The sequence below is a fragment of the Acidobacteriota bacterium genome, assembly GCA_028875575.1.
Lineage (GTDB): Bacteria > Acidobacteriota > Terriglobia > Versatilivoradales > Versatilivoraceae > Versatilivorator.
The window spans coordinates 47,964-60,588 of sequence record JAPPDF010000001.1 but is presented as its reverse complement, the minus strand read 5'-3'; the positions used below and the strand labels follow the sequence as shown (position 1 = coordinate 60,588).

General features: G+C 57.8%; 12 protein-coding genes and 1 tRNA gene. 6 read left to right on the top strand and 7 right to left on the bottom strand.

All coding sequences use genetic code 11. The features are described 5' to 3' along the window. Positions 1-814 precede the first annotated feature (814 nt). The 3 genes from OXI69_00210 to OXI69_00200 all read right to left on the bottom strand — a co-directional run bounded on the left by OXI69_00210 (position 815) and on the right by OXI69_00200 (position 3,478). On the bottom strand, positions 815-1,213 hold the full coding sequence (locus tag OXI69_00210; protein ID MDE2664553.1) for a hypothetical protein: 399 nt from the start codon (positions 1,211-1,213) through the stop codon (positions 815-817). A 62-nt stretch (positions 1,214-1,275) separates the two neighbouring features. Beyond that, positions 1,276-2,064, bottom strand: a complete 789-nt coding sequence (locus tag OXI69_00205; protein ID MDE2664552.1) for a TIGR04255 family protein — start codon at positions 2,062-2,064, stop codon at positions 1,276-1,278. A 199-nt stretch (positions 2,065-2,263) separates the two neighbouring features. Next, on the bottom strand, positions 2,264-3,478 hold the full coding sequence (locus OXI69_00200) for a tyrosine-type recombinase/integrase (protein ID MDE2664551.1): 1,215 nt from the start codon (positions 3,476-3,478) through the stop codon (positions 2,264-2,266). A gap of 155 nt (positions 3,479-3,633) precedes the next feature. Here OXI69_00200 and OXI69_00195 point away from each other — a divergent pair. After that, positions 3,634-3,708 (top strand) — tRNA-Ser (locus tag OXI69_00195). A gap of 653 nt (positions 3,709-4,361) precedes the next feature. Here the strand turns inward: OXI69_00195 and OXI69_00190 are convergent. After that, positions 4,362-4,616, bottom strand: coding sequence for a hypothetical protein (locus OXI69_00190; protein MDE2664550.1), 255 nt, complete (start codon positions 4,614-4,616; stop codon positions 4,362-4,364). A gap of 460 nt (positions 4,617-5,076) precedes the next feature. Between OXI69_00190 and OXI69_00185 the strand changes: the two genes are divergently transcribed. Together OXI69_00185 and OXI69_00180 are read left to right on the top strand one after the other, a co-directional pair. Next, positions 5,077-5,871, top strand: coding sequence for a PhzF family phenazine biosynthesis protein (locus tag OXI69_00185; protein ID MDE2664549.1), 795 nt, complete (start codon positions 5,077-5,079; stop codon positions 5,869-5,871). Positions 5,872-6,124: 253 nt separating this feature from the next. Then, positions 6,125-6,964, top strand: coding sequence for a methyltransferase domain-containing protein (locus tag OXI69_00180; protein MDE2664548.1), 840 nt, complete (start codon positions 6,125-6,127; stop codon positions 6,962-6,964). Positions 6,965-6,992: 28 nt separating this feature from the next. Here the strand turns inward: OXI69_00180 and OXI69_00175 are convergent, their stop codons facing one another. Further along, complete coding sequence (locus OXI69_00175) at positions 6,993-7,745, bottom strand: hypothetical protein (protein ID MDE2664547.1); 753 nt, start codon at positions 7,743-7,745, stop codon at positions 6,993-6,995. Positions 7,746-7,923: 178 nt separating this feature from the next. Here OXI69_00175 and OXI69_00170 point away from each other — a divergent pair, with 178 nt between their 5' ends. Next, a complete protein-coding gene (locus tag OXI69_00170) occupies positions 7,924-8,361 on the top strand; it encodes a DUF1761 domain-containing protein (protein MDE2664546.1) in 438 nt (145 codons plus the stop codon). An 18-nt stretch (positions 8,362-8,379) separates the two neighbouring features. After that, positions 8,380-9,147, top strand: coding sequence for a hypothetical protein (locus tag OXI69_00165; GenBank protein ID MDE2664545.1), 768 nt, complete (start codon positions 8,380-8,382; stop codon positions 9,145-9,147). A 130-nt stretch (positions 9,148-9,277) separates the two neighbouring features. Here the strand turns inward: OXI69_00165 and OXI69_00160 are convergent, their stop codons facing one another. Further along, on the bottom strand, positions 9,278-11,002 hold the full coding sequence (locus OXI69_00160) for a TRAP transporter fused permease subunit (protein MDE2664544.1): 1,725 nt from the start codon (positions 11,000-11,002) through the stop codon (positions 9,278-9,280). A gap of 106 nt (positions 11,003-11,108) precedes the next feature. After that, positions 11,109-12,080 (bottom strand): TAXI family TRAP transporter solute-binding subunit, encoded by a 972-nt coding sequence (locus OXI69_00155; GenBank protein ID MDE2664543.1) that lies wholly within the window; start codon positions 12,078-12,080, stop codon positions 11,109-11,111. Between the two features lie 280 nt (positions 12,081-12,360). Between OXI69_00155 and OXI69_00150 the strand changes: the two genes are divergently transcribed. Next, a complete protein-coding gene (locus tag OXI69_00150; GenBank protein ID MDE2664542.1) occupies positions 12,361-12,606 on the top strand; it encodes a type II toxin-antitoxin system RelE/ParE family toxin in 246 nt (81 codons plus the stop codon). Positions 12,607-12,625: the final 19 nt, after the last annotated feature.

Sequence of the window (12,625 nt, the reverse complement as noted above, 5' to 3'; positions counted from 1 at the left end):
GCGGTCGAGATGGTATTGGTCCCAAGCGAATTTAGCCACTTCCACTGTCCCGCCGGCCCGCCGGAGTTTGGCCCAAAGCTCGCGGTGACTCTTCCCCAGGATGCAGCTTCTTGGAGGTGGCCATACCAGGATCAATGTAGGCGAAGATAGCCGGTCAACCTCGGCGGCGCCTGCAGTCGATCGATTGTAAACTACCAAATTAGATGGAACCTATATAGGAGAGTAACCAGCCCCCTTTGTTGTCATGGATTTAGGAGGGGAAAAGCATGCGCCTAAACACTCAGGGGCGGTTCTTCATCAAAACAAGAGGTTGGGGTTGGGGCCCTGGAAATTCGTGTGCACTGGTGAGCAAGCAAGGACTCTGCCGGAAATATTTGATTAGGAGTAGAAGTTTTCTTCGTGAAGGACGAGCCGAGCGACTTGACTAAGTTTGCGGGCAAGATACCTTCGTGCCATTCTCTCACTTACTGGAGGCCATCCGACGATCCGGACGTGCCGAGCTGGTGGAGATGGCTCAGCCCGTAGCTGCCAGTCGTTGTCCTTACTCCTTGCTACATCTCGAGCTGTAAAGTCTCCACGAGCGACGACTGGACTATGAGAACGTGGTGGAGCAAATCCCCACACCCTCTCCTCAGTGAGATTTTCTGTTCTCCAAACAGAAATCTCCTCTGTGTTATTTCCCTCTTTTGGAGGCAAAAACCGACTTACGTCGACACGCTCTTTTTGAAGCTTGCATTTGTTCCTGTCGTAGACGAATCGAGACAGGCGTTCAGTGGGGCTAATCGGACCATCATCGTAAGGATCAGTCACGGGCCTACGGGTACACATGCTCCAGAAGAAATTGAACAATGCCAGGAGGCGTGCTAGACGCTTCACGGTACTCAACTGTCCCATACGCGGGCATCGCTTTGAGCAGTGTAACAAACCCGATCTCGGGGGAAGTGTCAATCACGAGGTTGACGACTTTTTCTCCTCCTTCATCCCAATCTAATCCGATCTCGTCCTTTGACTCCACACACACAAAAGGTAGGGGAATGTCGCTGGGCAGGGACTTGAGTAAGCTCAGGGCCCTGTGGAAGGAGATCGCCGACACTCCAGGAGACTGCCGGACAACCTCCAAGAGGTGAAAGAAGATCCTGACCTCCCTGTGCTCAACCCTGGGATCGAAGGCCCTGCTTACCGAATCTTGTAGTTCTATTGCCTCTGTTCCCAAGGGGCGAAATCCCCAATGGACCAGTGGAGGGGGCCCGAAAGATGGCTGTGCGTCATCAAGAATCATTGGTAGTGCCTCACTGCTCTATCTGTGAGAAGCGAGAAGAAGATCTCGTTCTTTAGCTCTCGGAGAGAACCAAGGATGCCCCCCAATGTAGCCGTATCCACGGGGAAAGCTCCTATCTGAAACACGTCTACGGCAATTCTGACCGGAGGGATTTCGCCTTTTTTGGGGGGTGGCTTAACCTGTTGAATCACGATCACATTGGCTTTTCGATCTTGATCATAGGCCGTGATCTGTGAAAGGAACCCCTTGATTGTTTGGGGTGAGCCTGGGGGAAGCGTGGGAGGATTGCGGAAATACAGATTAGTTCTCTCACCTGGCTTTAGCGGCAATCCATCCAGTTGATTGAGGTAGTAAAGACCTACGCGCGATACACCCGTAATCTCCGTCCGTTCAACCAACCACCTCCAGAGATCAAGTGCTTCGCCAATAAGCTGATCGCCGCCGATGTAGCTTCCTGCGGTTTTCACTACATTGTTCAGAGTAAATCCGTCGGGACGAAACTGCACATAGATCGTTTTCTCCTCGTTCGCCGCAAAAATGCCCGCAAACGCTGGAGGGCTAACGTGGGATCGCACGTCACCACCTTCAAATTCCAGCTTACCCTCGAATTGACGATTCTCCTGTAGGTGAGGGAATCTGTTATGCAACTGCCGGGCGAGAGCGCTAAACGACTCAAGATCTCCAGGAATGGTCGCCCGAAGATCCACAAGCGCTTCGGTGATGGGAGGACGTTTGAGGGTAGTTGGCTGCGCCACGCTACTCCAAGCCAGCGATGCTGGTTCCATCAACGCCTTGAGTAAATAGTATAGTCGATACTCCCGGCAGAAGATTCATAAATTATTTGGATCGAAAAACTAAGTGACGATTTTGTGTAGTTTCAATTCCCCTGCCTCGGTTTCTTGACCAATGGGCAATAGTCATCTCCAGGACACTCCTCGGTCACATTCTTGAGCGGGCTACGAGCGGGCTGTGCCATTCCGACTGTCATATTCTCAACACATTGGGACAACACATTGGTACTCTGTTTGCCGTGACTAACTGCTCAAGATGTTCTCCCCATATCTGTAATGCGCGGCCCATCTCTGGTAGCTTATCCCACCGGTTGTACACGGCCGTCATTTGCCGCAATGGCCACGAGTGATTCAGGATCCTGGCAATGGTGACATCACCAATTCCGAGCTTGCTCAAGTTGGTTGCACAGGTTCTGCGCAAATCGTGGGGTCGAAAATGGGAACCCGTGTTCTTTTGGATCTGTTGACTCATTTTTTGAAGCCAACGTATGTGTCCACCCTTGGGAGACGCAAAGACAAATTCCGAGTCCCCGCTGAAGGGGCGTAGTTCCTCGATGACAGCGACCGCTTGCGTTGACAGGGGAACCCTATGTTCCCTCGTGGTTTTGGTCACGGTTGCTGGAATGGTCCAAATGTGATTGTCGTCTAAGTCACGCCACCGCATGACCTTCGTTTCACCCGGTCGCTGGCCGATCAACAATAATAGCCGAAAGATTGAAGCGGTGGGTTCTGCGTGGTTTTCTAAATCTTTCCACAGCGCTTGGATTTCATCGTCGCTAAGCACGCGGTCACGACTCGTTTCCTTGTAAGGCAACGCTATGTGAGTACAGGGATTGGCAAATGTCACCGGCACCAAGGCCTTTCTTAACGCAAAATTGAATATCGTGGAAGTCAGCGCTTTGACTCGGTTGGCCATGACCGGAGCCTGACGATTGAATTGGATGTTGTCTAGAAGAAAAATGACGTCAGAGCGTGTGATCGACCGAAACCTTCTCCGGGCCCAGACCGGCAGTAAGTAGGTGTTTAAGATGCGGGTATCTTCCTTAATGCTAGCCGGCTTCTTTAGTGGTCTAGCGTGCCTCTCCAGATACAACTCGGCCAGCTCCTCAAATGTTCCGGCCCCGCGTTCTTGTGTACGTTTCTCCGCCGGGTCTTCTCCCCGCTGGACTGCGCCCAGAAATTTGAACGCCTGATCCCTGGCTCCAGCAAGAGAAAGTGCGGGGTATACACCTAACTTCATCCGTCGTCGACGACCCTCAGTTCGGTAAAGAAATACAAAGGTCTTGCGACCGCTCTTTCTTACCCGCACTCCGAACGATCCGGGGAATGATTGATCCCAGAATTCCTCTACAGATTGTTCTGTTTTCAGGTTCTTCAGTAGCCGGTCTGTCAGTCTTGCAGTGGGCATCTTTGCTCCATATTCTTGATTCTCGACTCGTTTTAGGTTCCATATAGGTTCCACTATGAACGAGATTTACTTGAACTTTCTGAGACGTGATAATACGACAATAAATGTGTAAATGAAACTATATAAGTAGATTAATGAACTGTCTAGGATAGAATGAGATGTAGTGAAACAAATAGATTAACTGACTCTTAATCAGTAGGTTCGGGGTTCGATTCCCTGGCGGCTCACCAGTATTTTCAATAACTTACAGGGATTTTGGGAATTGAGAGAAACTAGCGTGTCACCATCGGAACGGCAAACAAAACGACTCTAATCCTTCCGATTCAGGCTCAAGCGTTCCCCTTAGGTATTGTGGTTATACGATTGGCGCAGGCCTTAGCCTAAGTGTTCAGGAATGCCTCATGTATTCTGAGGGGGCTGCATGGGGGGGAGGAGAGGAGTCTCGTTCTCGATAATGACATCGCCGCTTCGACCGTCATAGGTCATTCGAAAGTGTGACAGGAAACTTCTGCCCAGGAGTACCGCATGAGGTTGACCACCTGCCAAAAGGTCGACTGCTGCAAAATCACCGTAGATATTGGCATTGAGGGTAGGAACTCTAATTTGGGCTAGATGCATAGTGCGATCACTGGATCCGGCCATTCCGCTAAATTTCTGAGTTCCAACCAACGGAAGATTAAGAGATTTAACTAGGTTAGTGTCGATACAACTAATTGCTGCTCCCGTGTCAACGAGTGCCGGAATTAGGGTGCTTGGCAATTTCGGTGGAAAGTCGCTGCCGGCTCTGAACTGAGGATCAAAGCCAACTAATACTGATAGTGTCGGACCCCATTGTTCAAGCTGTTGAGAGCTAGAATGACCAGGGGCCGGTGGGAATCCACAACTAGTTGTCGGCATAGAGAGGTCGGTAGAGTACGGATGCGGGCAATGGTTGCCTGGAGATTCCAATCTGGCGAATGAGATAGGGTCCACGTCCGAAGCGCTCGACAGCAACTCTAGCTGCCTTTTGAAAATCGTCATAGAAACCGACGACCTCATCTTCGTGAATCACAACCCACTCCAATTTGTGCTCTTTCTCAAACTCGGCCTTACGTTGCTCATAGAGCGCAGTTTCCCGCGCAAGATCATTGGTGACCATGGACCTCCCCTATTACGTCATGCTGGTGTGTTGGCCGCGATAGGATCATTGTACCACGTTACGAAGTCGGTCTCATTCGTTCCTCGTGCCCCCCAATTGTTGGCTACGGTCATGCATTGCGAGGTGCTCGTGTGACGCCCGGAAAGTTGTTACCAGGGCATCTCCGCCTTCCGTCCGGTCGCTTTCCGTCCCTTCATAGGGGTTCCAACCCCTGCTAGACTTTTCGGGGTGCAGTGCTGGGGACGTTGTTGAATGACTGGAATAACTTATAGAGAGCACGTAGAAGACGTGATTGCAGCAAAGCAATTCAGGAGCGGCCGATCGAAGTTATTCCAGTCATTCAACAACGTCCCCTATTCGCTACAATTGTCAATAAGTTGCATTGATTGAGGGATCGAAGAAAAAGCGCCAATTCACCTCAGATGCCGCCTTTGCTCCTGAAACCGAAGAGGGGGTCGTGATGTTGACGATAACGCAGGTGGACGCCTTCACCAGCGAACCATTCGGCGGCAACCCGGCCGCCGTCTGCTTGCTGCCCGTTCCCGCCGACGAGGGATGGATGCAACGGGTCGCGCGCGAGATGAACCTGCCGGAAACCGCCTTCCTGGTGGAGCGCAACGACGGTTCGTTCGACTTGCGCTGGTTTACGCCGGCCGTCGAGGTGGACCTGTGCGGCCACGCGACGCTGGCGAGCGCTCACGTGCTGTGGGAGGAGGAACACCTGGCCCCGGACACGCCGGCTGTCTTCCACACCCGGTCCGGCCGATTGTCGGCGATCCTGCGCGATGGATGGATCGAGATGGACTTCCCCGCGGAGCCGGACCGGCCGGCATCCGTTCCCGACGGCCTGGTCGACGCCCTCGGGGCCGATCCGATCTATGTTGGGCGAAACCGCTTCGACTACCTCGTGGAGGTCGACTCGGAGGCGACAGTGCGGCGGCTCGCGCCTGACATCAGGCGGCTCGGAAACGTTGCTACCTGCCGAGGCATCATCGTCACCGCGTGGGCCGAAACCGACGGCATCGACTTCGTGTCGCGCTACTTCGCCCCGAGTGCCGGCATCGACGAGGATCCGGTGACCGGATCGACCCACTGCTGCCTGGCACCCTACTGGCGACGCCGCCTCGGCAGGACCACGTTTACAGCGTGGCAAGCCTCCGCTCGTGGCGGCCTCGTCAAGGTGGAAGTTCGCGGGGACCGTGTAGCCCTCTCCGGCCAAGCCGTCACGATCATGCGTTGCGAGCTGCTGGTGTGACTCGCGTGGAGCTACCGCCACCGCATCTCGACCTTCCGTCGGGCGGCTTCCCCCTTCGCCGGGGTCCCAACGGCTGCTAGACTCTTCCCTGACCGATGACTCTCACAGGCAGGGATCCACCGCGCCTTCGATGTTCAGTTGTCTGCTCAAGGGGATTGCCTCCGGTCGCGCTGATCGAAAGATCCCGAACGGCGATCGACGAGGTGACTGACGTCCTGGACCTGTCGGCAACGAATCCGCGTACGTAAACCGCATGAGACCGGAAACGCATACTCGCCTCAAGTCGGAAGAACCCTATCTGCTCGGCACCGATCCGGAGGAGGGCAGACGCCTCCAGACGCAGCACCGCTTGTGGGCGGAGGCAGCGCGTGACCTCTGGGACCGCGCCGGGTTCGGGACGGGTGCGCATCTGCTGGATCTTGGCTGCGGACCGGGATTCGCTGCTCTTGAACTGGCGGCCCGGGTTGGTCCCGAAGGCGGGGTTCTCGCCGTAGACGAGTCGCCGCGCTTCATCGACGCTCTGGTCCGAGAAGCGGGCCGTCGCGGGATCGACCAGCTCACGGCACGGGTGGAGAGGGCCCAGGGTCTGCAACTGGAGACCGGCTCGCTGGACGGTGCCTTTGCGCGCTGGATCTTCTGCTTTCTGCGGGACCCCGCCCCGGTCATCGAACGGGTTGTGTCGGGACTGCGTCCGGGCGGCCGCCTGGTGATCTGGGACTACCTGAACTACCGCGCCACCACCCTGCAGCCGCGGAGCGCGGTGTTCGATCGCGTGCTGGCGGCGGTCAAGGAAAGCTGGAAACCCACCGGCGGCGATCTGGACGTGGGCGCTCGTTTGCCGGGGTTGGTTGTGAAGTCAGGGTGCCGCCTGCTCGACCTGGTTCCCCTCGTAAAGTTCATCAGACCCGGCACCAGGTTCTGGGACTGGCCGACGCAGTTCTTTTTCGGCTACGTGCCGCGCCTGGTCGAAGCCGGCTTGTTGACGGAGGCGGATCGATGCGCCTTCGAAGCCGAGTGGCGCGCTCGCGAACAGGATCCGGGCACGTTCCTGTCGTCGCCGCCCATGATCGGGATCGTCGCCGAGAAGACGTGAAACAGCCCAGGGTTGCACCCTCGCCCGGCTATTTCCAGGTCACTTCCATCGCGAAGAAGTGGTCGAACACCTCGCGGTTGGGAATATTGGCGTCGTTGGTTTCGGGACTGCGGATGTAGAAATCCAACTGCTGGAGGGCCGGATTGACGGCGCCGGCCTGGGACTTCTTCCCCTGCAGCGGATAGTGAGCCACCAGGTTCCGATCCCGCATGCCCTGGGTGACCATGAAGTGAATCTGGTAGTCCCGGTAGAGCGGCTTTCCGTTCAAGGTGGCGGAGCCGATCCCCCACCCGGCCACGTAGAGAACGCTCTTGGGCCAATAGGCATCCCCGCAGCCGGAATCTCCGTGCTCGAACAGCCAGGCCGCGATGCCGCCGTCCTGGCAGGGTGAGAATTCCTTGAATTCTTCGAGTTCGATCACGTAGCTGCCTTCGGGAAGTTCAAGCTCGGCGCGGAACGTTCCCGTATTGTTGATCTCGTCGACGTCGAGCTTGGCCGTGCCCTCGACCGGTCGCAGATTCGATCCGTCATTGCCCATATGGTCCCAGGGGCTCTCGTCGTTCAGCGTGCCCACCTGGTAGATGCGAGCTCCCGAGATGATGAAGCGCCCGTCATAGAGTTCGTGCTGTTCGGGCGCATAGATCTCCATGGTGGTGCCCGGCTGGGTGCGTGGCCCCCGTTCGGGAGGATCGGTCGGCGAAGTGCCGTCGGTGACCGTGATGTTGCAAGCCGGCAGCCACAGCAAACACATGGGAAGAAGGGTTTTCAGGTGTCGTTTCATGGTGTGTTAACTCGGGGACGGTTGGTTGCCCGGTAGTGTAGCAGCAGCCAACTTTGGAATGAAGCCGGTTTCGCGCTGGTTCACGCTGCCGGGGTAGGCGCTTCCTGGCCCTTGCCCCATCATCTATACTGCCCTTGTAATTCTTGCCCATATCCCACGACTCAAGGAGGACAGGATCATGCATGATGTCAATTTACTGGCGGTGCTGGTGGCCGCAATCGTTCCCATGATTGTCGGCTTCCTTTGGTACGGCCCGCTGTTCAGCAAGCGGTGGCTGGCACTCATGGAGACCACCGAAGAGGAGATCCGGAAGAATTTCAATCCGTGGAAGACCCACGGAGCCAGCTTCGTTCTGGCGCTGGTCACGGCCTTCATCCTTGCGCAGCTCTTCGCGCAGATGGGTGGACCCGAGAGCGTCTCCTCGATGGCCGGCAGCGCCGGCAACGCCATGGTGGGCGTCCACCTGGCGCTGATGGCCCTCATCGCGTTCGTTCTGCCGGTCTCCTACCAGTCCTGGGCCTACGAGGGCCGCAAGGCGGGACTCTTCTGGCTCAACCTGGGCTACAACGGGGTGTCCCTGATGGGGCAGGCCGTGGTCATCGCCGTCTGGAGTTGAAGGCGAGGAACGTCATCCATGAACTCTGCTGCAAAGCCGCTGGTGCTTTTTGTCTGCTTTCTGCTCTTCGCTCTGGACGGATCCCTTCATGCCCAGCAATCGACACCTGCGGGACAGGGCCGTTGGGAGGGGGCGATCGAGACGCCCGGTCAGGCCTTGGGAGTCATCGTTGATCATGCCCCTACTCCAGAGGGAGTCTGGGCCGGCAAGATCAGCATTCCGGTGCAGGGGCTGTCGGAATTCCTTCTCTCGAACGTGAGAGTGAGAGGGGACCGGGCGTCGTTCTCAATGGAGGGTGTGCCGGGGGCTCCTCAATTCAACGGAAAACTCTCCGAAGACGGCCGGCAACTCTACGGCACCTTCAGCCAGGGGGCCGCCCGCCTTCCTTTCAAGCTCGAACGAACCGGTGACGTCGACCCGGCGAAGGTCGCGGCCCGGAAGCCTCCTCCGCCACCCATCCAAGGGGTGCCGGGCGAGGGCCTGGCCGGGATCTGGTTCGGTCGCCTGGAGATCGCGCAGATCAGTTTGCGGTTGCTCTTCAGGATCGATCAGGACCAGGAAGGAGACTTCACCGGGACGCTCGATAGCCTGGATCAAGGGGCGATGGGATTGAGACTTTCGCGGATACGGTTCAAGGACAACTCCGTTCGGCTCAGGTTCGACCGACCGCGCGCATCCTTCAAAGGAACGCTCAGTCCGGACGGGTCCGAAATCGTCGGCCACTGGAAGCAGTCGGGGCAGTCCACTCCTCTGACCATCAAACGTCAGGAAAAAGCTCCCGAATAAGATCGCCCGCAGGTCAAAGCCCTAACAAGTGGGGCACCCCCTTCGCAACCCACAGGCAGCCGTGAAACCTCTGGGAACCCTGACATTTCCGCTCAGGGCCATGCCCGCCACCTAATTCCGCTGCCTCCAATCAGCTATCCACTGACCGAAAGCTGAACCCTTCGAGCCTGATCGCGCTCAGCAGCCGGGCATAGCCCCAGGTTCCGACGGCGATCAGCAGGAAGGCGACCGCGATGTCGTAGGTGCTTCCCTCCAGGGAGAAGGCAGGAACGTAGCCGAACAGAAACGGCGCCAGGTAGAGAAACTTGGCGAACTTGAAGGCGGAAAAGGCGGTCTTCCACATGTTGGCCTTGGCGATGGCGGCTCCGGTGAAGGCCGCAATGCATACCGGCGGGGTGATGTTGGAATCCTGGGACAGCCAGTAGACGATCATGTGGGCCGCGATCGGGCTGACGCCCAGTTCGGTCAGGGGAGGCACGGCCACCACCGCGGTGATCAGGTAGGCGGCGGTGACCGGCACTCCCATGCCCAGGATCAGCGAGGCCAGTGCGATGAGCAGAATGGTCAGCCAGAGCTTGCCGTCCGCCAGCGCGATCACGATATCGGCGAAGGTGAGCACCAGCCCGCTGTAGGTCAGCACGCCAATGATGATGCCGATGACGCCCACGGTGGCGCCGATCTTGAGACTGTTTTGGGCTCCCGTGCGCGCAGCCTCCAGGAAGCGTTTGGGACCGATCCTGGTGTCTCTGCGCAGCCAACTCACCCCGATACAGGCGACCAGCCCCAGGATGGCTGCATAACCCGGGGAATAGCCCGCCAGCATCAGCACCGTGATGACTCCCAGAGGCAGGCTGTAGAACCAGCCCTGCCTGAAGATCTGCCCGGCGCCAACCGGCGACTTATCGCCCCGGATACCATGGCGCCTGGCCTCGTAGTGCGCCATCACGAAGACGCTGAAGAAGTACATCAGGGCCGGAAAGACGGCCACCAGCATGATGGTGGAGTAGGGCTCGCCGGTGAGCTCGGCCATGATGAAGCCGCCCGCGCCCATGATGGGGGGCATGAACATGCCGCCGATGGAAGCCGCCGACTCGATGCCGCCAGCCACATGCGGCTTGAAGCCGGCTTTCTTCATCATGGGGATGGTGAAGCTGCCGGTGGAAACCGTGTTGGCGATGGCGCTGCCGGAAATGGACCCGAACAGGCCGCTTGCGATCACCGACACCTTGGCCGGTCCGCCGATTCTGTGCCCCACCGCCGCCAGCGGAAAGTCGACGAAAAAGCGCTGGGCTCCGCTGGCTTCCAGAAAGGCTCCGAAAATGACGAACAGGATCACGTAGGTGGCCAGGACGTTGGCCATGATGCCGAATACGCCGTCGCTCTTGTAGAAGATGCTGGTGCAGAGTTCGGGGAAGGTGTCGCCGGCATGAGAGATGATCTCGGGTGCGTAGTCCCCGTAAACACCGTAGATCAGCATGACGGCGGCTAGGATGACGAAGGCGTTCCCCACCACCCGCCGCGCCAGTTCGATTCCCAGCAGAACCCCCGCCATGGCGATCCACTGATCCAGGTCGGTTTCGGCGCCGACCCGGTAGTTGATGGCCTCGAAGTTCCACATCCAGTAGCCGATGCAGACGACGGACCCGGCGATCAGCAGATAGTCGACTGATCTTCCCAGGCCGGATTTCGACCGGTAGAGGAGGAACACCAGGACGTAGGTGATGACGATGTAGATTCCGCGGTGAAACTGGGTTGCGGCAGGATCAAGGACGGCGGAGTAGGAGTAGAAGACCACCAGGGCCAGCGAGAGGATATCGAAGATCCATCGCTCGACCCGGTTCAGCTTCTCGAACATCCCGATATTTTAGCGAGGACGGAGGGGGGAGGCGAGCCCGGCGCACTGCCGGCATTCACGGAACGCACCCTACGGCAAGGGTGGAATTTCTCCCCGCGGGCCGGATTCAGAAAAGGCCCTGCCCCTCCCAGAACCTTTCCGCACCGGGGTGGAGAGGAGTCACCACACCCTTGATCCCGTTCCGGACGCTCATGTGCTTGAAGGTCTCTTTCTGGCTTCGCAGGTAAGCGAGCCCCGCTTCGGTGTAAACCTTGGAGAGCAGGTCGTAGACCACGTCGGCCGGGACCCTGGCGTTGGCTACCCAGAGCGCGGAGTCCTGAAACGATGAAACCGCTCGATCGACGCCCCGATAGGTGCCGGCGGGAATGGCACCCGTTGAGAAGTAGGGATACTTGTCGAAGAAGCCACTCTTCTTGGCCTCCGCTGCCAGATCGACCAGGGCAATATCGTTCGTCTGGGCCGCCAGCATCACGGCGCCGCTGGGGAGGGCGGTGAACAGCCAAAAGGCGTCCAGTTGGCGGTTGCCGAAAGCGGCGGCCGCATCGTTGTAGCCCATGGCGTTGCGCTCGATCCCGTGCCAAATCCCCATGTGGCTAAAGAACAGCTCGCAGTTGGCGAAGGCGCCGGAGCCCGCGTTCCCCACGCCGACCTTCCTGCCGGCCAGATCCCTGACACCCCGGATTCCCGATCCCTTGCGCACCACCAGTTGCGCCGGCGCTCCGTACAGGGAAGCGACCGCGAGCACGTCCTGGTAGGTGCGACCGTCATTTTTCAGTTGGCCATGGCGCCCCAGGTAGACATGCCCGGAGTAGACCACCCCGAACTGCATCCTGCCCCGATCGATCTTGCGCAGGTTCTCCAGCGACCCGGCAGAGGATTGGGCCTTGATGGTGTAGTCCGGCGACTCCTTGATCGGGCCGAAGGTCTGAATGGCATTGGCCACGATCTGGAATGTGCCTCCCGCCGGACCGCCCCCAAACACCATGCGCTTGCCGGCCGGGGCGGTGGCGGGCAGGGAGACGGCGAACGCCAGCAGTGCCGTGCTGACGATCAGAAGGATTCGGCGAATGGTTTTCATGGTGCTTCCCAAGGTCGAGGGCGGCCCTCCGTTTCCAGGCACAGAGAACCAGCGCCCGGTACACTATAATTGAAACTCCGTCCCTTTGTGACCGGAGGCATCCCGATGCGGCGGACACCTCTAAGCCTTGCGCACTGCAGAACGAAATTGTGCACCATGATGGAGTCGTGGGGACGAAAATACGGACTCGCAATTTTGCGCACATATCATTGTGTTTATAGCAAATATGCTATAAGTTGAACGTCCAATGGAGTGGAATGTCTAGACTCTGAACGCAATCGTGGACAAGGAACTTCATTCGTTGCCGGTCGTTTTGCGGGTGAGATTTTTACGAATCTACGAATTGACAGAGTCAACCGCCCTCGAAAGGATGAGTGGTCCGCATTTCAAGCATTTAACTGGCCTTCTATGGGAAATAGGAGTGAACGGCCGGAGTGGAATAGCGCGAGCCGTGTATGTTTCCTCCAAGGGAATACGTGGCGTGGCGGTGAGTGTTATCGTGAAGAAGACCGTAAGTACACCCTGACGAGGGATCGAATTGGCGC